Consider the following 22,796-nt stretch of genomic DNA (forward strand, 5'->3'; position numbering starts at 1 on the left):
ACTGGAACACGGTTGTGAACCGGGTTCGGTTCATGCCAACGAGATCTGATCCCCGGTCACCTTAACGGCAACGGCGGGCAGCGGCGCGGAGGCGGGGCCCTGCGCCACGGATCCGTCGAGCGCGAACTTGCTGCCGTGGCAGTTGCAGTTGATGGTGCCGCCGAGCACGTCGTTGACGACGCACCCCTGGTGCGTGCACACGGCCGAGTACGCGCGGATCTGCCCCGGCGCGGCCTGCGTGACCACGACCTGCTCAGCCTGGAACACCTTGCCGCCGCCGACCGGGATCTCCGCGGTCGTCGCGAAACCGGCGGGCGCCTCGGTGGCCTGCGCGGTCTCCTGCGGGGCGTCCGGCTCGGTCGTGCCGGGGTCGGTCGTCTCCGGCGCGGTGGTGCCCGGCGCTTCGGCCGCGCCCGTCACGAGGTCGCCGTTGTCGTTGACGCTGACCGCCACCGGTGGCAACGGCCGCGTCGCCGGGCCGGTCTCGACCGCGCCGTCCAGCGCGAACTTGCTGCCGTGGCAGTCGCAGTTGATGGTGCCGGCGGCGACGTCGTCGACGACGCAGCCCTGGTGCGTGCACACGGCGGAGAAGCCCTTGAACTCGCCCTTGGCGGGCTGGGTCACCACGATCTTCTTGTCGCGGTACACCACGCCGCCGTTGACGGGGACGTCGATGGCCTTGCCGAGCACCTGCGGCGCCGCCTCCTGGGTGCCGGTCTGCGCCTGGGGCTGCGCCACCGGCGCGCCGTACCGGGTGCAGGCGGCACAGGCGGCGCCCACGACAGCGAACCCCACCGCGGCGCGGCGGGGGATCTCGTGACTCATCAGAGACTCACCCCGAACTCGGAGAAGAACCACAGGGAGGACGTCACCCACAGGCCGACGAGCGCGGTGAACACGGCCGCGCCCATGACCGGCAGCGCCCACCCGGGCGTGCGGTCGCGGGTGAGGACGACCATCTTGCAGACGAACAGGCCGTAGAAGAAGCAGCCCAGCAACGAGTGCAGCAGCACGCGGGTGTCGAAGGTCTGGAAACCCAGGGCGTACAGGCAGTGCGCGGCCACCGGCAGCGACACGAGCACGGCGACGCGCCCCGACCAGCGGTGCACGACGGCGGTGCCCTTGCCCGCGGTGAAACCGGGGAGCCTGCCCCACATCGCCAGCGCGGACAGGACCTGCACGATCGCGAGCACGAACGCGGCGGACCCCAGCCACGCCTTGGCGTGCAGGCCGTCGGAGAAGCCCGCGAGGTTCAGCGCCTCACCGGTGCCCTCGTGCACGTTGCCGTACACGCCGAGCGCGACGGCGACGAGCGCGCCCGCCGACAGCGCGACGACGACACCGCGGATGTTCGGCGGGTCCTCGTAGCTGTCCTCGTCCTCGAACGCCACCGGCGCGACGTTGGTCGCGGTCTCGTTGAGCCAGTGCCCCGGCACGGGCTGGGTGAGGTCGGAGTCGAGCGGTGGGCCCATGGGGCCGAAGTCGGGCGGCTCAGGCGGTCGCGTGGTCATCGGAGTTCTCCTTCGTGCTGCCGGGGAACACGCCCCCGGCACCCTCTGTCGCGTGCTCGGTTCCCCCGCGGAACCGTGGAGATCAGCCGAACGTGGTCTCCCCCGAGACCTTCTCGGCCGTGATGCGCGTGCCGTCGACCGTGACGGCGCCCTTCGCCGGGTCCAGCGCGGGTGCTGGCGCGGTGCCGGACGCGCTGCGTGCGATACCGACCTGCGTGCCGTCGGGCAGCAGGATCCAGCCGAGCGTGGTCACGCCGCCCTCGCCGCGGTACAGCCCGGCAGGCGCCTTCGCGACCGCGAGGCTGAACTGCTGCTGCTGCCCGGCGATCGACACCGTGCCGTTGAGGTCCTTGTCGACCAGCTCGCCGGTGAGCGTCGTGGCGCCGTCCTTGGACGTGAGGCGCACGGTGCCGTCGACGGCCGTGCCCCGCAGCCACGACTCGACCTTGGCGCCGTCGCACAGGTACGCGGCGGCCTCGTCCCCCTTGACCGCGACCGCGATCGCCAGCTCGCTGTTCGTGGCACGGCCCGCGTACACCACCTCCGCCGGGAACCGGGGCTTCGGCGGCGCCTGCTCCTCGGTGGTGGTCGTCGACGCGGGCGGTGGCGGCGGTTCGGTCGTGGTGGGCGGCGGCGCGGCTTCCGTGGTGGTGGTCGGCGCCGCGGTCTCGGTCCCGGTCGCGGCGACCTTCTCCTGACCGGGTGGCGGCGCGTCACCCGCCGTGACGAGCCCACCGGAGGCGTTGGCCGCCATGAGACCGACGAGCCCAGCCACCACGACGACGGCGGTGACCAGCGGACCGCGCTGCGCCATGACCTTCTCCCTGTCCGTGCGTATGCCGACACATGAGCGACCAACCCGCTCGGGAGATACACGTACCGGCGACTGCGCCGGTTCAGGCGGACTTTTCGGGCAGCCTTCGGGGCGTCACCCGGCGACGGTGTCCCGGTGCGCCTGAGCGACGGCGACGAACTCGGCGATCAGCGGCGTGCGCCGGGCGCTGTCCCACGCGAGGCAGACCTGGTTGTCCGCGAGGTCGTCGACGCGCACGGACGTCACGTCCGGGCGGGTGTAGAACCGCGCCGTCGACAACGGCAGCACGACGATCCCCCGTCCCGCGGCGACGTTCTCGAGCTTCTCCTCGACGGTCCACGACCTCAGCGGTGCCGCCGCGGCGCCGGACCACTCCGGCACCGCGGCGGGGTCCTGCAACAGCGTCTCCGCGCCGAGGTCGGCGAGGCACAGGGAATCCTTGCCCGCGAGGCGGTGGTCCGCGGGCAGGACGACCACACGTGGTTCGGTGAGCAGCGGCTCGACGCGCAGCCCCCTGGTGTCCACGGGCAGCCGCACGTAGCCGACGTCGGCCCGTCCGTCCCGCAGGACCTCGACCTGGTCGTCCCAGCCCGTGCGCAGCACCGTGACCGAGAGCTCCGGGTGCCGACCGGACAAGGCACGCACCGCCCCGGTCACCATGAGACCCGGCATGAAACCGACCGTGAACACGCCTTTCTCGCGTGCCGCGAGCACGGCCCTGCGCCTTGCTCCTGCCGCGGCCGCCAGTAGCGGGCGTGCGTCGGCCAGTAGCTGACGGCCTGAGGCGGTCAGTTCGGTGGCCCGCTTGTCCCGCACGAACAGCTGAACCTTCAGTTCTTGCTCGAACGCGCGGATCTGGCGGGACAGCACCGGCTGCGCGATGTGCAGTTCCTCCGCGGCGCGGCTGAAGTTCAGGTGTTCCGCGACGGCCACGAAGTACCGCAGCTTCCGCAGGTCCAGGTCCATACCTCGAGGGTATGACAGCCGACGGATCAGGTCTTGGACGCGCACCCCGGGCCCGGCCCATCGTGGCGGTGTGAGAAAGGAGCACCGGAGATGAAGGCAGTGGTGCTGGGTGGCACGTCGGGGATCGGGTTCGCGGTCGCGGCCGCCGCCGTGCGGGAGGGGTTCGACGTCACCGTCGCGTCGAGCCGTCGGTCGAGTGTGGACAAGGCGGTGGCCGCGCTGCCGGGCGCGGCGGGCGCGGTCGTCGACCTCGGCGACGCCGGGCAGGTCGACGCGTTCTTCGCGGCACAGGGCGAGATCGACCACCTCGTGTACACGGCGGGTGAGCCGCTGTCGATGATGCCGCTGGCCGACCTCGACCTGGACGCGGCGCGGACGTTCTTCGGGCTGCGCTACTTCGGCGCGGTCGGCGCGGTCAAGGCCGCGGCGCCGCACGTGCGCGGGTCGATCACGCTCACCAGCGGCACCGCGGCGGCGCGCGGCGGTCCGGGGTGGGCGATCGGCGCGAGCATCTGCGGCGCGATCGAGGCGCTGACCAGGTCGCTCGCGCTCGAGCTCGCGCCGGTGCGGGTCAACGCGGTCGCGCCAGGCGTGGTGCGGTCACCGCTGTGGCAGCGCATGTCCGACGCGGACCGGGAGGCGATGTACGCCTCGGTCGGGGCGTCGATCCCGGCCGGGCGCGTCGGCGAGGTGGCGGACGTGGCGCCGGCCTACCTGTACTGCATGACCCAGGCGTGGACGACCGGCACGGTGCTGACCGTGGACGGCGGGACGGTCCTGGCGTAGCCGGCTACCCCCGCAGCCGCGTGACCTGGGCGAGGGCCTCGTCGACCGAGGCCGCCGGGTCGGTGACCGGGAACTGGACCGCGCGGATGGTGCGCGCCGGGTCGACGATCATGGTCAGCCGCTTGAGGCGGTCGACGCCGTGGGCGCGGAACGTGGGCAGGCGCAGCGCCGCGGTCAGCGCGAGGTCCTCGTCCGACAGCAGGGGGAACGGCAGGCGCGCGTGGTCCGCGAAGGCACGCAGCTGGTCGGGCCGCTGTGTGCTCAGCCCCCGCACCGCGACGTCGTGACCGACGAAGTCGGGGTACCGGTCGCGGTAGGTGACCGACTCGAGCGTGCAGCCGGGGGCGCCCGGGATGTCGCCCCAGTCGGGCGGCAGCGGGGTGCCCCCGGGCGCGAACGCGCCGGGGAACGCGTAGAGCACCGTCCACTGCGCGGGTACGGCTTCGGTGAGCTTGCCGGAGTCGGCGAGCAGGCCGACGACCGGGACGCGTGTGCCGACCAGCCCGTGCACCCGCCGCGCCTCCGCCGACGACGGTGCACTCGTCCCGGTCAGCGACCCGTCGCCCGACACGTACCGCGTGCCCCAGTCCTGCAACGCGATCAGCACGGGCAGCAGGCCGCGGCCCTTGTCGGTCAGCCGGTACTCGTAACGCGGCGGCCGGTCCGAGTAGTGCGTCTTCTCGACGACCTCGTTGGCCACCAGCGACTTCAGCCGCTCCGTGAGCGTCTTCCTGCTGATGTCCAGCTCCCGCTGCAGGTCGTCGAACCGCGTGATACCGCCCGCGATGTCCCGCACGACCAGCAGCGTCCACCAGTCGCCGACGATGCCGAGTGCCTGCGCGATGGCGCACTCGGCGTCGGCCAGCTCGCTGTGCTTCATGAACGCACTCGCCTGTTCGCCACTCACCCAATATAGTCAGTTCCCATTGTGAACTCACTTGGGAGGGTGCATGTTCTGGCGCTTCTGGTCGGCGATGGCCGTCAGCCAAACGGGCACGGCGGTCACGGCGGTCGCGTTGCCACTGGTCGCGGTGACCACCCTCGACGCGTCGGCGTTCGAGGTCAGCCTGCTCACGGCCGCGACCTACCTGGCGTGGGCGCTGGTCGGCCTGCCCGCGGGGGTGATCGTGCAGCGGCTGCCGTTGCGCGGCACGCAGGTGGCGATGGACCTGGTTCGCGCCGTCGCGATCGGCTCGATCCCGCTCGCGTGGTGGCTCGGCCACCTCACGATCGCGCACCTCGTCGTGGCCGCGCTGGTGATCAGCCTCGCGAACGTCGTGTTCGACGTCGGCTCCAACACGTTCCTGCCCACCATCGTCAGCCGCGAGGAGCTGACCGCGCGCAACAGCCTCGTGTCGGCGACGCACTCGGCGACCTCGCTCGGCGGCCCGAGCCTCGGCGGGCTGGTCGTGCAGGTGCTCGGCGCGGTGCCGACGCTGCTGGTGGACACGGTGAGCTTCCTGGTGTCGGCGGTGCTGCTGCGCGGCCTGCCCCGCGGCTCGGCGCCCGCGCCCGCCGACCGGCCGCGCATGGGCGCGCTGATCCGCGAGGGCTGGCGGTTCGTGGTCCGGCACCCGGTGATGCGCACCTGCATGCTCGGCGCGACCGCCGACAACTTCGCGAACGGCGCGCTGATGGCGCTGATCCCCGTGTTCCTGGTGCGTGACCTGCACGCCTCCCCCGCGCTGGTGGGCGTGCTGATCGCGGCCGACGGGCTCGGCGCGCTCATCGGCGCCGCACTGGCGCCGTGGCTGACGGCGCGGCTGGGCAGTGCGCGGGCGCTGGTCGTGGCGGCGTTCGGCGGCGCGGGGATCGCGTTGCTGATGCCTGCCGGCGCGGGTGTGGCGGGCATGGTGCTGTTCGCCGTGGCCAACGTGGGCTTCGGGATCGGTGTCGTGGTGTTCAGCATCAACGCGCGGACGCACCGGCAGGTGGCGAGCCCGCCGGAGCTGCTGTCGCGGGTGGTCGCGACCGTGCGGTTCGTGTCGTGGGGCGCGATCCCGTTCGGCGCGCTGATGGGCGGCCTGGTGGCGACGGCGATCGGTTCGCGGAGCGCGTTGTGGGTGGCGTGCCTGCTGACGCTGGCGTGCCCGGTGCTCCTGTGGTTCAGCCCGGTCCGCCGGCTGCGGGACCTGGCCGACGAACCCGCGCCACCAGCTTCTGCGGTGCCCGCAGGCAGTAGCTCTCGGTGAGCAGTTCGCCGATCTCGTCCCAGTCGGCGTCCGGTTCGACGACCATGCCGACGGCGTCGGGGTGCCACCTCAGCTTGTAGAACGGGTGACCGGTACCGACCAGCGCGGCCAGCTCGTCGCCGCGCGAGCGGAAGGTCAGCACGGTCGCGTCGCCGACGTAGGGGGCTTCGCGGGCGTAGGCGGGCGGGTACTCGTCGCTGATGCCGAGCACGTGGGCGAAGGTCTTCTTGCGGACCAGCCAGCGGGTGCCGACCCACGCCTGTTCCTCGTGGACGTCGGGCAGCGCGAGGCACAGCGCGCGGAGCCGGCCGAGCACGTCGGCCGGCACGTCTGGTCGGTCCGGCATCCTCGGCCTCCCGGAATTGTCGGTGGTCTCGTGCATGATGCCCCGCATGAACCTCCACCACGTGGACATCGGCACCGGCACCCCGGTGCTCGCCCTGCACGGCTGGACCCCGGACCACCGCCTGATGCTCGGCTCCATGGAACCGGTGTTCGCGCGAAGACCGGGTTACCGGCGGCTGTACCCGGACCTGCCCGGCATGGGCAAGTCCCCTGCCCCACCGTCGATCGCGTCGTCGGACGACGTGCTGGCCGCGGTGCGCGCGTTCGTGTCGGACACCATCGGCACCACGCCGTTCGTGCTGGTCGGCGAGTCGTACGGCGGCTACCTCGCGCGCGGGCTGGCCCGCGCGCTCGGCGAGCAGGTGCTGGGGCTGGCGCTGATCTGCCCGATCGGCGCCGCGGTCGAGCACGCGACGAGGACCGTGCCGCCACGCCAGGTGCTGCGCCGCGAGCCCGGCCTGCGGGAGAACGCCGAGTTCAGCTCGATCGCGGTGGTCGAGACGGCGGAGACGCTGCGCCGCTTCGAGGAGGAGATCGAACCGGGCCTCGCTGCGGCCGACGAGGAGGCCATGGCCCGCGTCCGGCAGCGGTGGCTGCTGACCGACGAACCGGAAGGCGGCGAGAAGTTCGGCAGACCCGCCCTCATCGTCACGGGCAGGCAGGACGACGTGGTCGGCTACGAGGACCAGTGGGCGCTCTTACCCCACTACCCGAGGGCGACGTTCGCGGTACTCGACGTGGCGGGCCACAACCTGCAGTTCGAGCAGCCGGCGCTGTTCGACGCGCTGGTGTCGGAGTGGCTGGACCGCGTCGCCTACGAGTCCTGACCGAGCGTGCCACGCGCCTCGGCGACCCAGCCCAGCACCGCGTCGGCGCCGCACTCCGCGGCCACGGCGGCGGCCTCGTCGAGGTACGCCCGCGCCTGGGCGGGCTCGTCGGCGAGGTAGGCGAGCCCGACGAGGTTGGCGGCTACCCCGGCGTGAAACCCCACCTCGCGCCGCAACGCGGTCGACTCGAGGAACAGCTCCCGCGCGGCGGGCACCCGCCCCTCGGCCTGTTCGACAAAGCCGAGGTGCCGCAGGACGTAGGAGAGCGTGAGGTCGTCACCGGCCTTGGTGGCGAGTTCGCGTGCGCGCGCGAGAACGGGCGCGGCCGTGTCGTGGTCGCCGCGGACCACCTGGTGGAAGGTGCCGACCCAGAACAGGGCCTCGGCCTCCCCGCGCTCGTCCCCGACGCGCCGGCACAGCGCGGCGGCCTGCTCGAAGAGCGGCAACTCGGCGGGATCCTCGACCCGCCGGGCGAGGAAGCGCGCGTGCACGACCCGCCCCCGGGCAAGCGCGAGGTCGGCCTCGACCCCGTCAAGCTCCCGATCGGCGGCAGCCAGGGCGTCGTCGTCACCGCGGAACACGGCCCGCTCGTACAACTCGTTCGCCCGGATGAGCCTCGCGTCCACGCCGCCCCCTTCGTAGGGGCCCGGAGTGTAGCGACAGGAATCAGTCCCGGACCGCGACGCCGGTCCACAGCGGAAGCCACCCCGTGCGGAACCGCAGCACGGGAATTCCACAGGTGGGTCGGTTGTCCACAGGCTGCGGCTGAGCCGTGGTTTTGTCGGTGGTCACCGGTAGACTGGACAGCGGGGTGCCCCCGGGAGTGGTGGGGGCTGCCCGTATGTACTGGGGCCGCGGTTTTCTTTCGGTTTTCGCTGGTCAGTGCCGTTGGTGCGGTTTGTGTGCCCCGGGCTTGGTGGTGTGCCTTGCCTGGGTTTTCCCTCCGGGGGGTCCTCGCCGGACGGGCTGGTCTCCGGGATGGCGGGGGTTTGGTCTCGGGTTGGTTTGGCAGGGACTGGTGTCCGTGGCTGCCTGCCATGTGGGTGGGCTGCTCGCGCCACTTTCCGGGAACGTGAGCCGCTCACGTCCGTGAGCGCGTCGTGAGTCGTTCGGTCAGCGCCGCCACGCCGTCCCCGGTCAACCGGTCCAGCGACACCGTCCGGCCCGTGAGCAGCAGCAGCAACGCATCGATCGGCCCGCACACAACGTCGGCACCCTCACCGGCCGTCCACAACGTGTCCGTGGCAACCAGCCGAAACCCGGCAAGACGGCGCTGAGCCCAGAACGGCCAGCCCATCGTCCACACCCGGGTGGTGCCGGCGCGCGCGGCCGCCACCGGCATGGAGTGCGCACGGTGCAACGGAATCGCGATGTCCTGGGCGTGCACGAGCGTGTCGTACAGGATGTTGCGGTAGTTGGTGAGCGCGGGAAGCCGCCGGGAGCTCGCGTGCTCACGCAGTTCCGCCACCAGCTGCGCGCCGGTGCGGGAGTCGGCGTGCGCCACCGACACGTCGTGGTTGAGGCGGTGGAAGCTGCCGCGTGCGCGGACCGCCCACACGAGCATGTCCCACACCCCCGGCGGTTGCGGCGCGAGTGCCACGTGTGCCGCGACGTCGCGGACGCGCCAGCCCGCGCACAGGGACGGGGCATCCCACTCGTCGTCGGCGAGGGTGTCGAGCAGGTCGGCCAGGCGCAGCCGTTCCTGCTCGATCACCTGCCAGGACTCCTCGCGGTCCATCCGAACCTCCCACTACACTTGGTCAGACTCGCTGACCAAATTAAGTCAGATTCTCTGACCAACGTCAAGGGGCGATCGTGGCCGACGACCAGCTCAACACCGGGCTGCTGCTCTACATCCCGTACCGGTGGCTGGAGAACCGGGTGATCGCCGCGCTGCACGAGGCCGGCTACGACGACATCACCACCGCCCAGATGAAGATCATCCAGCGCATCGGCCCGAGCGGCACCCGGCTGACCGACCTCGCCGAGCAGGCGCAGGTCACCAAGCAGACCGCCGGTTTCCTCGTCGACCAGCTCGAGAAGTCGGGCTGGGTGGAGCGCGTCCCCGACCCGACCGACAGGCGCGCCCGCCTGGTGCGGATCTCCAGCCGGGGCGCGCAGGCCATCCCGATCGCCACCGCGGCGGTCGCCGAGGTCGAGGCGGAGTGGGCCGCGCACCTGGGCAAGCGGAACATGGCGCAGCTCCGGCAGATCCTGTCCCGCCTCCGCGAGGTCACGGACCCGTACGCCTAGGCCGCGGCCGAGACGTGCCGCCTGACCGTCCGGGCACCGGCCGCCCCGGTTGACAGCCCAGCACGCTTCGTGCACACGTCTAGCGCTCGCCGTCGAGGACCACGTCGCAGGCGCGTTCCACGGCCAGCAGCAACGCCGCCTGCGTGCTCCAGTCGAGTCGTGCGCCGTCGCCGTCGGCCGGGTCGGTGTTCGCCAGGTCGCGGCGCCACCCGCGGCTGCGGTCGAGCGCGTCGGCGACGTCCCCGGTGTCGGTGGGCGTCGCGTCGTCGCGGTGGGTGGCGACGGCCTTGGCCAGCGCGTCGAGCAGGTCCGCGTACGAGGACGTGAACCACTCGCCGGCGATCGGCGCGATCCCCGTGCCGGCGGCGAACAACGTCTCGGCGACGTGCTGCACCTGCCGCGCGACCTCGTAGAGCGTGCCGAGGTCCGCGTACAGCACCTCGAGATCGACCCGCCGTCCACGGCGGAACAACCAGCGCGGGTTGTACCGGGTGCTCTCGCGGCTGCGGCCGCCCGCCTGCTCGGCCCGGCGGACGACGTCCTCCAGCTCACGCGCGCGGCGCCGCCAGACCCGCGCGTCCCCCTCGTCCCACCCGCCGCGGAGCCCGCGCGTGATGGCGCGGATCAGTTCCTCGATCTCGACGGCCACGTCCTCGACGGCCCCGCGCCCGGACCGCAGGTACAGCGGCGGCAGCACGAACATGTTCACGGCGAGCCCGACCGACGCACCGAGCACGCCCTCGATGGTCCGGTGGAGCAGGTAACCGGGGTCGTCGGCGGTGCCGTAGGCGAGCATGAGCAACGCGGTCACGGCGATCCAGATCCCGCTGTCACCGAGCCGGTGCCACCGCCCCATCGCGAACCCGGCGAACACGGCCACCGGCAGCGCGACGGCCGGATCGGGGATGACGGTGACGGTGACGAACGCGAGCAACACGCCCAGCACGAGCGTCGCCACGGTCCGCGCGGCTTCGGTGAACGACCGGTACACCGTCTCGGTCATCATGAAGACTGCCGCGTAGGGCGCCATGAACGACTGCGGGGCGTGCACCTCCCGTGCCACGAGAAAGGCGATCGCCGCCGCGATCGCCGCCTTCACCGCTTGGACGAGCCCTTCCCGCTGTCTGGCCGTGAGTCTCATGCGGACGGGTTCCTCCCACAGCGGAACCCTATGCATTGCATACTAACCCCAGAGCGGGTTATAACTGGGGTTATGCGCTCCGTTCTCGCCGTGGTGGTGCTCGCGGTGCTCCTCGTGGTCGCGATCGTGTGAGGTCAGAAGCCGATGGGGAGCCCCGCGTAGTTCTCCGCGAGCCCCTGCGCGCCCGCCGTGCTCGACGCGACCCACCGCAGCTGCGACAGCTGGAGCTGGCGGTCGAACGGGTCCTCCGTCGCGTGCAGCATCGTGGTCATCCACCACGAGAAGTGCGTGCAGCGCCAGACGCGCCGCAGCGCGCGGTCCGAGTACTCGTCGGCGAGCCGCGGGTCCTTCTCACGCAGCAGCGCCACCAGCGCGGGCGCCAGCAGCGCCACGTCGGCCACCGCCAGGTTCAGGCCCTTCGCGCCGGTCGGCGGCACGATGTGCGCCGCGTCGCCTGCCAGGAAGATCCGGTCGTGGCGCATCGGGGCCTGCACGAGGCTGCGCATCGGCAGCACACTCTTGTCGGTGATCGGGCCGCGCTCGAGCTTCCACCCGTCCTGCCCGTGGCCGAGCCGCTCGGACAGCGCGTCCCAGATCCGCTCGTCCGGCCAGTCGGCGATGTCGGTCCCGGACGGCACCTGCAGGTAGAGGCGGGTCACGGTGGGTGAGCGCATCGAGTTCAGCGCGAACCCGTCCGGGTGCCACGCGTAGATCAGCTCGTCCGTCGACGGGGCCACGTTCGCCAGCACGCCGAGCCACGAGTACTCGTACGTCCGCTGCCACGTCGTCCCCGGCACGGACTCCCGCGTCGGGCCGAACGAGCCGTCGCAGCCGACCACCACGTCCGCGTCCAGCCGGTGCGGTCTGCCGTCGACCGTGAACGTGACGTACGGGGCCGCCGGCTCGTGGACCGCCGTGTCGCGCACGTCGTAGATCAGCTGCTGGCCCGCCGCGTCACGCGCGCGGCCGAGGTCCTTCTGCACCTCCGTCTGCCCGTACACCCACACGCTCCGCCCGACCAGGTCGGTGAAGTCGATGTGGTGCCGCTCGCCGGGCCACTGCAGGTAGATGCCGCGGTGCTCGTCGCCCTCCCGCGCGATGCGGTCGCCGACCCCGGCCGAGCGGAGCAGCTCGACCGTCGAGTGCTCCAGGATGCCCGCCCGGATGCGGGACTCGACGTACTCGCGGGTCCGCGTCTCGACCACGACCGACTCCACCCCGCCCGCCGCGAGCAGGTGGGACAGCAGCAGCCCGGCCGGGCCCGCGCCGATGATGGCGACCTGGGTTCGCATGCATGACAGTCAATACCCGCGGTGCCGCGCGGACAACGCACCGGCTTCCGCTCAGCGGAAGAGGCTCCGCCCGATGCCCTGCGCCGCCACCTGGAGCGCGGCGACGAGCCGGGGCCGGTCGCGCCCGAGCCTGGGCACGACGATGCCCAGCGCGGCCACCACGGCGCCGTCCGGCGCGGTGATCGGCACGGCGACCGAGCACGCGCCGAGGCTCATCTCCTCGCTGGTCTGGGCGTACCCGTCGCGGTGCACCCGCCGCAGCTCGCCCCGCAGCCGCCCCGGCTGGGTGACCGTGTACGGGGTGACGCGCGTGAGGTTGCGGAACACCCACGCCCGCACGTCCTCCGGCGCGTGCGCGAGCAGCACCTTGCCGACGCCCGTCGCGTGCATGGGCAGCCGCGAGCCGACGTCGCTGACCACCGGCACCGACACGTGCCCGGCGAGCCGGTCGACGTAGAGCACGGACGTGCCGTCGCGGACCGCGAGGTGCACGGTCGCGAGCGTGGCGGCGTAGAGGTCGTGCAGGAACGGCGACGCGACCTGGCGCAGCCCCGACTGGACGGGCGCGAGCAGCCCGAGATCCCACATCCGCCGCCCGACCACGTACTCCCCCGATTCCCGCCGCACCAGCGCACCCCACTCGACCAGCTCGGCGACCAGGCGAAACGCGGTCGCGACCGGCAGGTCGGCGCGGCGGGCGAGCGCCGTGAGCGTCATGGCCCGGTGCTCGGCGTCGAACGCGCCGAGCAGGGCGAGCACGCGGGACGCCACGCTGGTGCCCGGCCGTGCGCTGTTCCCCGCCACCCCCGGTCCTTCCGCTCAGTGGAAGCCCACTCTCCCACCTCCGCCGCCGCCGGGCCTAGCGTTGTCGTCGTGACCACAGCAGCTTCGTCCGACGCCGCCGTCGCGACACAGGCGGAGATCAGCGCGGAGATCGCGGCCATCGCCGCGACCCGCACCGGCCGGGAAACCCAGCCGCGCCTCGACTACCCGCCCTACCGCAGCAGCGTCCTGCGCCACCCGACCAAGTCCCCGTACCAGGCCGACCCCGAGGCGGTCGAGCTGTCCGCGCCCGTGTTCGGCCCGCAGGACGTCGACCCGCTGGAGGCGGACCTGACGATCCAGCACAACGGTGCGCCGATCGGCGAGCGGATCGTGGTCACCGGCCGGGTGACCGACGGCGACGGCACACCGGTCGCGCACCAGCTCGTGGAGATCTGGCAGGCCAACGCGTGCGGCCGCTACCTCCACCAGCGCGACCAGCACCCGGCGCCGCTGGACCCGAACTTCACCGGCGTCGGCCGCTGCCTCACCGGCGCGGACGGCACCTACCGGTTCGTGACGATCAAGCCCGGCCCGTACCCGTGGCGCAACCACACCAACGCGTGGCGGCCCGCGCACATCCACTTCTCGCTGTTCGGCACCGAGTTCACCCAGCGCATGGTCACGCAGATGTACTTCCCCGGCGACCCGCTGTTCGACCTCGACCCGATCTACCAGTCGATCGTCGACCCGAAGGCGCGGGAGCGGCTGGTGGCGGCGTACGACCACGACGTGACGCTGCCCGAGTTCGCCACCGGCTACCGCTGGGACATCGTGCTGACCGGCGGCCACCGCACCTGGACGGAGTCATGAGCGAACCCACGCCGGGCCAGACCGTCGGCCCCTTCTACGGCTACGCGCTGCCCTACGAGGGCGGTCCCGACCTGGTGCCGAAGGGGCACCCGGACGCGATCCGCCTGCACGGCGTGGTGCGCGACGGCGCGGGCGCGCCGGTGCCGGACGCGCTGCTGGAGATCCGGCAGGCCGACCGCGACGGCACGGTGCCGGAACGCGCCGGGTCGCTGCACCGCGACGGCTACACGTTCACCGGCTGGGGCCGGGCGAGCACGAACAACGTCGGCGAGTACTCGTTCACCACGGTCACCCCGGGCGCGCCGTTCATCGCGATGACCGTGTTCGCGCGCGGCCTGATGAACCGGCTGTTCACCCGCGTCTACCTGCCGGGCGCGAGCGACGAGTTCCTGCTGTCGCTGCCACCGGAGCGCCGCGCGACGCTGGTCGCGGAGAAGGACGCCGCCGGGCTTCGGTTCGACGTCACACTCCAGGGCGACCGGGAGACCGTGTTCATTACCTACCCTGGACATTCATGAGCACTGCCTACGTGTACGACGCGGTACGCACCCCGTTCGGCAAGTTCGACGGCGGCCTCGCGAAGGAGCGCCCGGACGACCTGGCCGCGACCGTCCTGCGCGCGATCGCCGACCGCACCCCCGGGCTGGACCCGGCGGCCGTCGACGAGGTGATCTTCGGCCTCGCGAACGGCGCGGGCGAGGACAACCGCAACGTGGGCCGGATGGCCGTGCTGCTCGCGGGCTGGCCGGTGTCGGTGCCGGGCTCGACGGTGAACCGGCTGTGCGGCTCGAGCCTCGACGCGGTCATGTCGGCGTCCCGGCAGATCGAGACCGGCGACGCGGACGTCGTCGTCGCGGCCGGGGTCGAGTCGATGACGCGCGCGCCGTGGGTGCTGCCGAAGCCGGACCGGGCGTTCCCGGCGCGGGACGTGACGGCCGTGTCGACGACGCTGGGCTGGCGGCTGGTCAACAAGAACATGCCGAAGGAGTGGACGGCGTCCCTCGGCGAGTGCAACGAGCAGTTGCGGGAGGAGTTCGGCATCTCCCGGGAGCGGCAGGACGCGTTCGCGGAGCGGTCGCACCGGCTCGCGCACGCCGCGTGGGAGGCCGGCTTCTACGACGACATCACCGTCCCGGCCGGCGAGCTGACCCGCGACGAGGGCATCCGCGCGGACACGTCGATGGAGAAGCTCGCGAAGCTCAAGCCCTCGTTCCGGCCCGACGGCACGATCACCGCGGGCAACGCGTCGCCGCTGTCGGACGGGGCGTCGGCGGTGCTGGTGGCGTCCGGGTCGGCGGACCTCGGCCGGGACCCGCTCGCGCGGATCGCCGGGCGGGCCGCGTTCGCGCTGGAGCCGCAGCGGTTCGGGTACGCGCCGGTCGAGGCCGCGAACAAGGCCATCGAGCGGGCCGGGATCTCGTGGTCGGACGTGGGCGCGGTGGAGCTGAACGAGGCGTTCGCCGTGCAGTCGCTCGCGTGCGTGGACGCGTGGAAGATCGACCCGGAGATCGTCAACAGCCGCGGCGGCGCGATCGCGCTCGGCCACCCGCTCGGCGCGTCCGGCGGCCGGATCCTGGGCACGCTGGCGAAGGTCATGCGGACCGGCGGCCACCGCTGGGGCGTGGCCGCGATCTGCATCGGCGTCGGCCAGGGGCTCGCCGTCGTGCTGGAGAACGTGGCGTGACACAGGTCTGCGCGTCCGCCGACGAGGCCGTTGCCGGGATCTCCGACGGCGCCACGGTCCTCGTCGGCGGGTTCGGCACGGCCGGGCAGCCGGTCGAGCTGATCGACGCGCTGCGCCGCAACGGCGCGAAGGACCTGACGATCGTGTCGAACAACGCGGGCAACGGGTCGCACGGGCTCGCCGCGCTGCTCGCCGCCGGGCGTGTGCGGCGGATCGTGTGCTCGTTCCCTCGGCAGAAGGACTCGTACGTCTTCGACGAGCTGTACCGGTCGGGGCAGATCGAGCTGGAGGTCGTCCCGCAGGGCAACCTCGCGGAACGGCTGCGCGCGGCAGGCGCGGGCATCGGCGCGTTCTACTGCCCGACCGGCGTCGGCACCCCGCTCGCCGAGGGCAAGGAGACGCGGACCATCGACGGCCGCGAGTACGTGCTGGAGTACCCGATCCGCGGTGACGTCGCGTTGATCAAGGCGCACCGGGCGGACACGCTCGGGAACCTCGTGTACCGCAAGACGGCCCGCAACTTCGGGCCCGTCATGGCGACGGCCGCGACGCTGACGGTCGCGCAGGTGCGCACGGTGGCCGAACCCGGGTCGATCGACCCGGAGGTCGTGGTGACACCGGGGATCTTCGTCGACCGCGTGGTGGCGTGCCCGTCGCCCGCGGTGCTCGCCGAGGAGGGGGCGGCCGGATGAGCCGACTGGACCGCACGGCGATCGCGAAGCTCGTGGCCGCCGACATCCCGCCCGGCTCGTACGTGAACCTCGGCATCGGGCAGCCCACGCTGGTCGCCGACCACCTGGCGCCGGATTCGGGCGTCGTCCTGCACACCGAGAACGGCATGCTCGGCATGGGCCGCGCCGCCCACGGCGACGAGGTGGACCCGGACCTGATCAACGCGGGCAAGGTGCCGGTCACGGAAACCCCCGGCGCGTCGTACTTCCACCACGCCGACTCGTTCGCCATGATGCGCGGCGGCCACCTCGACGTGTGCGTGCTCGGCGCGTTCCAGGTGTCGTTCGCGGGTGACCTCGCGAACTGGCACACCGGCGAGCCGGACGCGATCCCGGCGGTGGGCGGCGCGATGGACCTCGCGATCGGCGCCAAGCAGGTGTTCGTGATGATGTCGCTGTTCACCGGCGCGGGCGAGCCGAAGCTGGTGCCGTCGTGCACCTACCCGCTGACGGGGCTGCGGTGCGTGAGCCGCGTGTACACCGACCACGGCGTGTTCGAGCTCGGCGCCGACGGCGTGGCGATCAGGGAGACGTACGGCATCGGCGAGGCCGAGCTCCGCGACAAGCTGGGCCTGTAACAACCCCTCTGGGAAAGCGATTCGTAGGGCGTCGGAATCCCAACGGCCCGGGGGTCGGTCCCGTGCACGTCAACCAGGCCGCGGCGGACGGCCACCGCAGAGCCGCCCTGTTCGTCGACTTCGAGAACGTGCACCGCGGGCTGTGCGAGTCCAGCCCGGAGGCGGGCCGGCGGTTCGCGACGCAGCCCGCCAGGTGGGTGCAGTGGATGGAGCGGACGCTCGGCCCGCTCGTGGTGGACCTCGACGACCAGCCGCGCAAGCTGCTGCGGCGCATCTGCTACCTCGAACCGGCGCGGTCGGGCCAGTACCGGCCGTACTTCACGCGTGCCGGGTTCCGGGTGGTCGACTGCCCGGCCCTGACCACGATGGGCAAGAACAGCGCCGACATCCACATGGTGCTGGACATCCTCGACACCCTCACCCACCCCGAGCGGTACGACGAGTTCATCCTGCTGTCCGTCGACGCCGACTTCACGCCCGTGCTGCTCCGATTACGTGAGCACGACCGCCGCACCGCCATGCTGGTGAGCGGACCGGCGGCGGCGGCGTTGCAGGCGGCGTGCGACTTCGCGATCCCCGACTCGGTGTTCCTCGACGAGGCGCTCGGCCTCGAGGACGAGCCGTCCCCGGCACCCCCGCCGATCGAGCTGGGCGACCTGCGGCAGCGGATGGAGCGGGTGGTGCGCGAGCTCGTGTCGGCGGCGGCGGAACCGGTCGTGATGGCCAGGGTGGCGCACGAGGTGCGCAAGCAGGTCGGCGTCTCGGTCGAGACGACCAACTGGGCGGGCAGCGGCAGCTTCGGCAAGTTCATCGCGCAGATGACCGACGAGTACCTGCGCGTCGACAGCAGGCGGTCGCCGGGCTGGCTGTACGACCCGACGCGGCACCCGGCGAGCGCGCAGAACCTGTCGGAGGTGGTGGACCGGGTCAGCAGGCTCGTCGACGCGCCCATGCTGTCGGGACAGACGTACGCGGCGCTGTTCGCGGTGCTGGCCGAGGTGGGTGTCGCGGAGGCCGACGGGGAACCGGCCGAGGCGGAGCGGCGGGTGCGGGACCGGTGCGCGGAGCTGGGCCGCCCGGTGTCGAGGCCCGCCGTGCACTTCGTGGTGGTGGGGTTGCGGCACCAGGGCGTGACGTGGCCGAGGGCGGGCCTCGACGCGGCGAAGCTCGCGGAGGCGTTCGCGGACAACGTCCTGGAACTGGCCGCCGCGGTGCCGGTGGTGCTGTCGGACCACGAGCGCGCCGAGATCCGGGCGTGGCTGGCCGGCCCGCCGATCGTCCCCTCTGGACAGTCGTAGACTGCGCGCATGACATCGCCTGCTCCCGTGCGCGGGGCCGTCCTGCTCGTCCGGTTCCTCAGCGAGCTGGGCATGCTGGCCGGGCTCGCGGTGGCGGGCGCGAACCTCGGCGGCGGGGTGGTGCTGAACATCGTGTTCGCCGTGCTGCTGCCCGCCGTCGCGGCGGCGCTGTGGGGGATGTTCGTCGCACCGCGGGCGGGACGCAGGCTGCCGGAGCCGGGGCGGTTCGTGCTGGAGTTCGTGTTGTTCGCCGTCACCGGGGTGGTGCTCGGGCTGGTCGGGTGGCCGGTGTGGGGTGCCGTGGTGGCGGTCGTCGGGATCGGGTTCGCCGCCCTGACCCGGGTGTTCGCGAAGGACAGCTGATGACGGAGACCGAGTTCCCGCAGCGGATGGGCAAGGTCGCGCCGCGTTCGCTCGCCGCGCACGGCTACACCCGCTACGAACACCTGACCACGGTGACGGCGAAGGAACTGCTGAAGATCCACGGCGTCGGCCCCAAGGCGATCCGGATTCTGGAGGAGGAGCTGGCCGCACGAGGCCTGTCCTTCGCCCGGTGAGCGCTGCGGCGGGCGGCGGCCCTGGCTGGGGTGTCCCGAAAGGCGCGCTCAGGACAGCGTCTTCCCGGGGGCGGCCGATGGGCCCCGCTGACGGCGTGCCATCCGACCGGACCCCAGCGAGTCTCCCGTGTCCTGAAGGGGCATTCAAGACACTCGACCTGTCCTGAAAGGCGCGCTCAGGTCACCGGGCGACATGAACACGCCTTTCAGGACAACGGCGTCCCCGGGGTGCGGCAATCCCGGGCCACCCCTCACCCACGTGACTACAACGTGGTCTCGCCCGGGAGGCCGAAGTAGTCGTGCCACTTCGGGCCCGGGCCGAAGGCCGTGCCGGTCGACAGCGCGACGTACGTGTCCGCGCTCGGGAGCTTCGTGAACGTCACGATGTCCGTGCGGCCGTCGCCGTCGTAGTCGCCCACGTACGGGAACTCGCCCTGGGGCGCGAAGAAGTCGTGCCACTTCCGGGCTGCGCCGAAGGCGGTGCCGGTGGACAGCGCCACGTGCACGACACCGTCGCGGCTGAACTGGACGACGTCCGCCTTGCCGTCGCCGTTCACGTCGCCCAGCCGCGGATCCGTGAGCCCCGCCGCGAACGAGTCGTGCCACTTCGCCGACGCGCCGAAGCCGGCACCCGTCGACAGGGCCACGTACACGTCGGCCAGCGAACCGTGCGTGAACGTCACGATGTCGTCGCGCCCGTCGCCGTTCACGTCGGCCACGCCCGGGGACTCGCCCGCGATGCCGAAGAAGTCGTGCCACTTCGCCGACGCCGTGAAGCCGGCACCCGTCGACAGGGCGACGTAGACATCCGCGTCGGCGTTGCGGGTGAACGTGATGATGTCGTCGCGCCCGTCGCCGTTCACGTCGCCCACCGCGGGGACCTCGCCGTCGATCGCGAACCAGTCGTGCCACTTCGCCGACGCGCCGAACGACGAACCGGTGGACAGGGCCACGTACACGTCCGCCAGGGAACCGTGGGTGAACGTGACGATGTCGTCGCGGCCGTCGCCGTTGAAGTCGCCGGTCAGCGGGGTCTCCCCGGACAACGCGAAGTAGTCGTGCCACTTCACCGACGTGCCCGCGAAGCCCGACCCGGACGACAGCGCGACGTACACGTCGGCCAGCGGGTCGTGCGTGAACGTCACGACGTCGTCCCGCCCGTCGCCGTTGAAGTCCGCGCTCGCGCCGCCGACGAAAACGTTTGCGTAGTTCCACTGGAACGACAGCGGCGCCACCCACAGCCCGCCCTGCCCCCAGCCCGCACCGGTCACCCACGTCGCACCGGACGGCTCCGTCACGATCTCCGCCGCGTGCGCGTCGATCCGGCCCGCCAGGTCGTTCACCGAGAAGCTGAACGGGTTGCGGCTGCGGTACACGCGCGTGTCCTTGTAGCCGGCGTCGCAGCAGATCGACAGGTACCACCAGCCGCCGCGGTACACGACGAACGGCGACTCCGTCGGCCCGCCGTACGTGCCCGACGCGGGGTGCTGGAACGCCACCTGCTTCCCGCTCCAGTGCACGAGGTCCGTCGACGTCCGGTACGCCACCTGGTGGTTGCCGCCGGCCGGGGTGCTGTTCGCGGTGTAGTACATGACCCACTGCGGGCCGACGCGCGTCACCATCGGGTCGCGCGCGTCGAAGCCGTCGGTGAACAGCGGGTTCGCCGCGCTGCGGGTCCAGGTGTTCAGGTCCGTCGAGGTCGCCAGGTGCATCCGGTACGCGGCGTGGTCCGGCGTCCCGGCCGCGTAGAACATGTAGTAGACGCCGTTGTGGTGGATCACGTGCGGCGCCCAGATGTGGCTCTCGCCGCGCGCCGGGTCGGCGGTCAGCGCGAACGGGCGCTTCGTCCACGGCCCGTTCGGCGACGGCGCGGTGGCGTGCCCGAAGTTCTTCTCGTCCAACGGGTTCGCCGGTTCGGCGTGCGTGATCGCGTACACGTGCCACGTGCCGGTGACCACGTCCCGAACGAGCGTGTGGTCGTTGTAGTACCACTGCGCCGACTCCCCCACCGACGGGTCGTAGACGCGGATGAAGTTGCCCGCCGAGACCGTCGGCGGGGCCGGGGCCGCACCGGCGGGCGCCGCCATGAGCCCGGTGAACAGCAGCACGAGCGCCAGCAGGCGCAGCCCCTTGCCCATCTCATCTCCTCCTAGAGGGTCACTTCGCCGTTGAGCCCGAAGAAGTCGTGCCACTTCGCGCCGCCCGCGAAGCCGGTGCCGGTCGACGCGCCGACGTAGACGTCGTTGAGCGTGCCCTTGGTGAACGTCAGGATGTCGTCCTTGCCGTCGCCGGTCGCGTCGCCCGTGTACGGGAACTCGCCCGCCAGCCCGAAGAAGTCGTTCCACTTCACCGTGGTGCCGGCGAACCCGCTGCCGGTCGAGGTCGCGACGTACACGTCCGCCGCGGCGTTCAGCGTGAACGTCGCGATGTCGTCGCGCCCGTCCCCGTTGAAGTCGCCGATCCTCGGCGCCTCGCCCGCGACCGAGAAGAAGTCGTGCCACTTCACCGACGTGCCGGAGAACCCGCTGCCGGTGGAGGTCGCCACGTAGACGTCCGCCAGGGTGCCCTGGTTGAACACCACGATGTCGTCCTTGCCGTCCCCGTTGAAGTCGCCGACCCCCGGTGTCTCCCCGGCGAGCCCGAAGTAGTCGTGCCACTTCGCCGACGCGCCGAACGAGGTGCCGGTCGACAAGGCGACATAGACGTCGGCGAGGTTGTTGCGGGTGAACGTGATGATGTCGTCCTTGCCGTCACCGTTCACGTCCCCGACCGCGGGCACCTCGCCCGCCAGCGCGAAGAAGTCGTGCCACTTCACGCCCGGACCGAACGACGTGCCGGTCGACAGGGCCACGAACACGTCGTTGGCCGAGCCGTGGGTGAACGTGACGATGTCGTCGCGGCCGTCGCCGTTGAAGTCGCCGGTCAGCGGCGTCTCCCCGGCGGGGGCGAACCAGTCGTGCCACTTCACCGACGTGCCCGCGAACCCGGACCCGTTCGAGGTCGCCACGTACACGTCACCGAGCGAACCCTGGTTGAACGTGACGATGTCGTCGCGGCCGTCGCCGTTGAAGTCGGTCGGCGATCCCGTGTAGACACCGGCGGAGCCGCCGCTGTTCACGAGGCTCATGTAGTAGGTCCAGTTCCAGTGCGGGCCGGGGTCGGTGTGGTCGTTGCCCGGGATCTCGTTGTGGCCCTGGATGTACTGGCGCGTCTTCGGCAGCCCGTGCCGCTCGCACAGCCACTTCGTGAGCGCCGCCGACGACCGGTACATCGAGTCGGTGAACCACGACGGGTTGTCCACGAAGCCCTCGTGCTCGATGCCCAGCGCACGCGAGTTGGCCGACCGCACGTGGTAGGCGGTGTCGCCGTCGCGCACCATCTGCGTGATCTCACCGTCCGACGACCGCACCACGTAGTGCGCGGAGACCCCCGACGACGGGTTCTGGAACCACGACACGGTGCCCGCGTACGACCCCTGTGTCACGTGGATGACGACCACGTTGATCGCCGACGCGCGGCCGGGGGTGTAGTTGTTCGGGTGCGCGGCCACCCACCGCGAGTTCGGGTAGTCCATGCCCTGCGCGGACACCCCGCCCGAGGTGACCTTCTCGAACCGCCCGCGTTCCGGTGCCCGCGGGTACGGCTTCACCACGACCGGTTCGCCGTCGGGTGTGCGGACCTGCATGCCGGACGCCAGGAACCCGTACACGGTGTCCGCGTACAGCCGGGCCACGGCGTCGTCGGTGGCGCCGCCGTACCGGGCGACGACCGGGTACCAGGCGGCGATCCGGTCGCGCTCGTCGCCGGTCATGCCGGCCTTGTCCGCGAGCGACCGCAGCACGGCCGCGCCGCCGCGGATGTTGGCCGCCGTGTCCTTCTTCAACGCTTCCGTGGACTCGCCGGTCAGCTCCGCCGCCAGCTCGAGCGTCTGCCGGGTGGGGTTGCTCACCAGGTGCATGACGCCGTACCCGTTGTCCTGGCTGGGTGCGCCGCCGTGCCCGTCGAGGTGCGTCTCGCCGTAGCCGACGGCCACGACCAGGTCGCGGGGCACGTCGAACTCGTGCGCCGCCCGCGCGAACGCCGCGCCGACCGTGCCGGGCGCCGCCGACGCGACCGGTGCGCTCACCAGTCCTACCGCGACGGTCAGCGCGGTGCCGAGTGCCGCAAGGGGTCTTCTCATCTCGCG

Annotated in this window: 25 protein-coding genes; 12 read left to right on the forward strand and 13 right to left on the reverse strand. The window is 72.0% G+C overall.

Annotated elements, in window-relative coordinates; translation table 11 throughout:
• Nucleotides 1-30: 30 nt before the first annotated feature.
• From ACYQ77_RS30330 to ACYQ77_RS30345, 4 genes are all read right to left on the reverse strand, one after another.
• Complete coding sequence (locus ACYQ77_RS30330; protein WP_459717156.1) at nt 31-825, reverse strand: Rieske 2Fe-2S domain-containing protein; 795 nt, start codon at nt 823-825, stop codon at nt 31-33.
• A complete protein-coding gene (locus ACYQ77_RS30335) occupies nt 825-1,511 on the reverse strand; it encodes a DUF6529 family protein (RefSeq protein WP_459717157.1) in 687 nt (228 codons plus the stop codon). The genes ACYQ77_RS30330 and ACYQ77_RS30335 overlap by 1 nt, the downstream gene beginning before the upstream one ends.
• A gap of 82 nt (nt 1,512-1,593) precedes the next feature.
• Complete coding sequence (locus ACYQ77_RS30340) at nt 1,594-2,325, reverse strand: hypothetical protein (protein WP_459717159.1); 732 nt, start codon at nt 2,323-2,325, stop codon at nt 1,594-1,596.
• A gap of 114 nt (nt 2,326-2,439) precedes the next feature.
• The gene (locus ACYQ77_RS30345; RefSeq protein ID WP_459717160.1) at nt 2,440-3,291 is read right to left on the reverse strand and encodes a LysR family transcriptional regulator; all 852 of its coding nucleotides are present in this window, start codon (nt 3,289-3,291) and stop codon (nt 2,440-2,442) included.
• A gap of 90 nt (nt 3,292-3,381) precedes the next feature.
• On the opposite strand from ACYQ77_RS30345, the gene ACYQ77_RS30350 reads away from it, so the two are divergent.
• Nucleotides 3,382-4,077 (forward strand): SDR family oxidoreductase, encoded by a 696-nt coding sequence (locus ACYQ77_RS30350; protein ID WP_459717162.1) that lies wholly within the window; start codon nt 3,382-3,384, stop codon nt 4,075-4,077.
• Between the two features lie 4 nt (nt 4,078-4,081).
• On the opposite strand, the gene ACYQ77_RS30355 is transcribed toward ACYQ77_RS30350, so the two are convergent.
• Nucleotides 4,082-4,957: a winged helix-turn-helix transcriptional regulator gene (locus tag ACYQ77_RS30355; protein ID WP_459717164.1), complete on the reverse strand. Its 876-nt coding sequence runs from the start codon at nt 4,955-4,957 to the stop codon at nt 4,082-4,084.
• 70 nt (nt 4,958-5,027) lie between these two features.
• Here ACYQ77_RS30355 and ACYQ77_RS30360 point away from each other — a divergent pair, with 70 nt between their 5' ends.
• On the forward strand, nt 5,028-6,269 hold the full coding sequence (locus ACYQ77_RS30360) for an MFS transporter (RefSeq protein ID WP_459717166.1): 1,242 nt from the start codon (nt 5,028-5,030) through the stop codon (nt 6,267-6,269).
• Here the strand turns inward: ACYQ77_RS30360 and ACYQ77_RS30365 are convergent.
• On the reverse strand, nt 6,184-6,615 hold the full coding sequence (locus ACYQ77_RS30365; RefSeq protein WP_459717168.1) for an MmcQ/YjbR family DNA-binding protein: 432 nt from the start codon (nt 6,613-6,615) through the stop codon (nt 6,184-6,186). The genes ACYQ77_RS30360 and ACYQ77_RS30365 overlap by 86 nt on opposite strands.
• A 46-nt stretch (nt 6,616-6,661) precedes the next feature.
• Here ACYQ77_RS30365 and ACYQ77_RS30370 point away from each other — a divergent pair, with 46 nt between their 5' ends.
• The gene (locus ACYQ77_RS30370; RefSeq protein ID WP_459717169.1) at nt 6,662-7,441 is read left to right on the forward strand and encodes an alpha/beta fold hydrolase; all 780 of its coding nucleotides are present in this window, start codon (nt 6,662-6,664) and stop codon (nt 7,439-7,441) included.
• On the opposite strand, the gene ACYQ77_RS30375 is transcribed toward ACYQ77_RS30370, so the two are convergent.
• Together ACYQ77_RS30375 and ACYQ77_RS30380 are read right to left on the reverse strand one after the other, a co-directional pair.
• On the reverse strand, nt 7,429-8,067 hold the full coding sequence (locus tag ACYQ77_RS30375) for a hypothetical protein (RefSeq protein ID WP_459717171.1): 639 nt from the start codon (nt 8,065-8,067) through the stop codon (nt 7,429-7,431). The two genes, ACYQ77_RS30370 and ACYQ77_RS30375, sit on opposite strands and share 13 nt — an antisense overlap.
• Before the next feature lie 455 nt (nt 8,068-8,522).
• Nucleotides 8,523-9,179, reverse strand: coding sequence for a maleylpyruvate isomerase family mycothiol-dependent enzyme (locus ACYQ77_RS30380; RefSeq protein WP_459717172.1), 657 nt, complete (start codon nt 9,177-9,179; stop codon nt 8,523-8,525).
• Nucleotides 9,180-9,256: 77 nt separating this feature from the next.
• Between ACYQ77_RS30380 and ACYQ77_RS30385 the strand changes: the two genes are divergently transcribed.
• Complete coding sequence (locus tag ACYQ77_RS30385; protein ID WP_459717173.1) at nt 9,257-9,694, forward strand: MarR family winged helix-turn-helix transcriptional regulator; 438 nt, start codon at nt 9,257-9,259, stop codon at nt 9,692-9,694.
• Nucleotides 9,695-9,773: 79 nt separating this feature from the next.
• On the opposite strand, the gene ACYQ77_RS30390 is transcribed toward ACYQ77_RS30385, so the two are convergent.
• The 3 genes from ACYQ77_RS30390 to ACYQ77_RS30400 form a co-directional block, all read right to left on the reverse strand.
• On the reverse strand, nt 9,774-10,835 hold the full coding sequence (locus tag ACYQ77_RS30390) for an FUSC family protein (RefSeq protein ID WP_459717174.1): 1,062 nt from the start codon (nt 10,833-10,835) through the stop codon (nt 9,774-9,776).
• Nucleotides 10,836-10,969: 134 nt separating this feature from the next.
• Entirely contained in the window at nt 10,970-12,127 is a 1,158-nt protein-coding gene (locus ACYQ77_RS30395) for a 4-hydroxybenzoate 3-monooxygenase (RefSeq protein ID WP_459717175.1), read from the reverse strand.
• A gap of 51 nt (nt 12,128-12,178) precedes the next feature.
• Nucleotides 12,179-12,931 carry an IclR family transcriptional regulator gene (locus ACYQ77_RS30400; RefSeq protein ID WP_459717177.1) on the reverse strand — a complete coding sequence of 251 codons (753 nt, stop codon included), beginning with the start codon at nt 12,929-12,931 and terminating at the stop codon, nt 12,179-12,181.
• 69 nt (nt 12,932-13,000) lie between these two features.
• On the opposite strand from ACYQ77_RS30400, the gene pcaH reads away from it, so the two are divergent.
• From pcaH to ACYQ77_RS30440, 8 genes are all read left to right on the forward strand, one after another.
• The gene (gene pcaH / locus ACYQ77_RS30405; protein WP_459717179.1) at nt 13,001-13,762 is read left to right on the forward strand and encodes a protocatechuate 3,4-dioxygenase subunit beta; all 762 of its coding nucleotides are present in this window, start codon (nt 13,001-13,003) and stop codon (nt 13,760-13,762) included.
• A complete protein-coding gene (gene pcaG, locus ACYQ77_RS30410) occupies nt 13,759-14,280 on the forward strand; it encodes a protocatechuate 3,4-dioxygenase subunit alpha (RefSeq protein ID WP_459717181.1) in 522 nt (173 codons plus the stop codon). Before pcaH ends, pcaG begins: the two co-directional genes overlap by 4 nt.
• Nucleotides 14,277-15,446: a thiolase family protein gene (locus tag ACYQ77_RS30415; protein ID WP_459717182.1), complete on the forward strand. Its 1,170-nt coding sequence runs from the start codon at nt 14,277-14,279 to the stop codon at nt 15,444-15,446. The genes pcaG and ACYQ77_RS30415 overlap by 4 nt, the downstream gene beginning before the upstream one ends.
• Nucleotides 15,443-16,138: a 3-oxoacid CoA-transferase subunit A gene (locus ACYQ77_RS30420; protein ID WP_459717183.1), complete on the forward strand. Its 696-nt coding sequence runs from the start codon at nt 15,443-15,445 to the stop codon at nt 16,136-16,138. Before ACYQ77_RS30415 ends, ACYQ77_RS30420 begins: the two co-directional genes overlap by 4 nt.
• Nucleotides 16,135-16,755, forward strand: coding sequence for a 3-oxoacid CoA-transferase subunit B (locus tag ACYQ77_RS30425; protein WP_459717185.1), 621 nt, complete (start codon nt 16,135-16,137; stop codon nt 16,753-16,755). The genes ACYQ77_RS30420 and ACYQ77_RS30425 overlap by 4 nt, the downstream gene beginning before the upstream one ends.
• 62 nt (nt 16,756-16,817) lie before the next feature.
• The gene (locus ACYQ77_RS30430) at nt 16,818-18,053 is read left to right on the forward strand and encodes an NYN domain-containing protein (protein ID WP_459717187.1); all 1,236 of its coding nucleotides are present in this window, start codon (nt 16,818-16,820) and stop codon (nt 18,051-18,053) included.
• 9 nt (nt 18,054-18,062) lie between these two features.
• Nucleotides 18,063-18,416 (forward strand): YrdB family protein, encoded by a 354-nt coding sequence (locus tag ACYQ77_RS30435; RefSeq protein WP_459717188.1) that lies wholly within the window; start codon nt 18,063-18,065, stop codon nt 18,414-18,416.
• A complete protein-coding gene (locus ACYQ77_RS30440; RefSeq protein WP_459717189.1) occupies nt 18,416-18,610 on the forward strand; it encodes a helix-hairpin-helix domain-containing protein in 195 nt (64 codons plus the stop codon). The genes ACYQ77_RS30435 and ACYQ77_RS30440 overlap by 1 nt, the downstream gene beginning before the upstream one ends.
• 263 nt (nt 18,611-18,873) lie before the next feature.
• Here ACYQ77_RS30440 and ACYQ77_RS30445 read toward each other — a convergent pair whose 3' ends face one another.
• Together ACYQ77_RS30445 and ACYQ77_RS30450 are read right to left on the reverse strand one after the other, a co-directional pair.
• Nucleotides 18,874-20,748: an FG-GAP-like repeat-containing protein gene (locus ACYQ77_RS30445; protein ID WP_459717191.1), complete on the reverse strand. Its 1,875-nt coding sequence runs from the start codon at nt 20,746-20,748 to the stop codon at nt 18,874-18,876.
• A gap of 11 nt (nt 20,749-20,759) precedes the next feature.
• The gene (locus ACYQ77_RS30450; RefSeq protein WP_459717193.1) at nt 20,760-22,790 is read right to left on the reverse strand and encodes an N-acetylmuramoyl-L-alanine amidase; all 2,031 of its coding nucleotides are present in this window, start codon (nt 22,788-22,790) and stop codon (nt 20,760-20,762) included.
• Nucleotides 22,791-22,796 lie beyond the last annotated feature (6 nt).

The sequence above is a fragment of the Actinophytocola sp. KF-1 genome (genome assembly GCF_054661535.1).

Bases quoted from the DNA above. Each gene is read 5' to 3' on its own strand.
- ACYQ77_RS30330 (WP_459717156.1), bottom strand. From the start codon at position 825: ATGAGTCACGAGATCCCCCGCCGCGCCGCGGTGGGGTTCGCTGTCGTG.
- ACYQ77_RS30335 (WP_459717157.1), bottom strand. From the start codon at position 1,511: ATGACCACGCGACCGCCTGAGCCGCCCGACTTCGGCCCCATGGGCCCA.
- ACYQ77_RS30340 (WP_459717159.1), bottom strand. From the start codon at position 2,325: ATGGCGCAGCGCGGTCCGCTGGTCACCGCCGTCGTCGTGGTGGCTGGG.
- ACYQ77_RS30345 (WP_459717160.1), bottom strand. From the start codon at position 3,291: ATGGACCTGGACCTGCGGAAGCTGCGGTACTTCGTGGCCGTCGCGGAA.
- ACYQ77_RS30350 (WP_459717162.1), top strand. From the start codon at position 3,382: ATGAAGGCAGTGGTGCTGGGTGGCACGTCGGGGATCGGGTTCGCGGTC.
- ACYQ77_RS30355 (WP_459717164.1), bottom strand. From the start codon at position 4,957: ATGAAGCACAGCGAGCTGGCCGACGCCGAGTGCGCCATCGCGCAGGCA.
- ACYQ77_RS30360 (WP_459717166.1), top strand. From the start codon at position 5,028: ATGTTCTGGCGCTTCTGGTCGGCGATGGCCGTCAGCCAAACGGGCACG.
- ACYQ77_RS30365 (WP_459717168.1), bottom strand. From the start codon at position 6,615: ATGCCGGACCGACCAGACGTGCCGGCCGACGTGCTCGGCCGGCTCCGC.
- ACYQ77_RS30370 (WP_459717169.1), top strand. From the start codon at position 6,662: ATGAACCTCCACCACGTGGACATCGGCACCGGCACCCCGGTGCTCGCC.
- ACYQ77_RS30380 (WP_459717172.1), bottom strand. From the start codon at position 9,179: ATGGACCGCGAGGAGTCCTGGCAGGTGATCGAGCAGGAACGGCTGCGC.
- ACYQ77_RS30390 (WP_459717174.1), bottom strand. From the start codon at position 10,835: ATGAGACTCACGGCCAGACAGCGGGAAGGGCTCGTCCAAGCGGTGAAG.
- ACYQ77_RS30395 (WP_459717175.1), bottom strand. From the start codon at position 12,127: ATGCGAACCCAGGTCGCCATCATCGGCGCGGGCCCGGCCGGGCTGCTG.
- pcaG (WP_459717181.1), top strand. From the start codon at position 13,759: ATGAGCGAACCCACGCCGGGCCAGACCGTCGGCCCCTTCTACGGCTAC.
- ACYQ77_RS30415 (WP_459717182.1), top strand. From the start codon at position 14,277: ATGAGCACTGCCTACGTGTACGACGCGGTACGCACCCCGTTCGGCAAG.
- ACYQ77_RS30425 (WP_459717185.1), top strand. From the start codon at position 16,135: ATGAGCCGACTGGACCGCACGGCGATCGCGAAGCTCGTGGCCGCCGAC.
- ACYQ77_RS30435 (WP_459717188.1), top strand. From the start codon at position 18,063: ATGACATCGCCTGCTCCCGTGCGCGGGGCCGTCCTGCTCGTCCGGTTC.
- ACYQ77_RS30440 (WP_459717189.1), top strand. From the start codon at position 18,416: ATGACGGAGACCGAGTTCCCGCAGCGGATGGGCAAGGTCGCGCCGCGT.
- ACYQ77_RS30445 (WP_459717191.1), bottom strand. From the start codon at position 20,748: ATGGGCAAGGGGCTGCGCCTGCTGGCGCTCGTGCTGCTGTTCACCGGG.
- ACYQ77_RS30450 (WP_459717193.1), bottom strand. From the start codon at position 22,790: ATGAGAAGACCCCTTGCGGCACTCGGCACCGCGCTGACCGTCGCGGTA.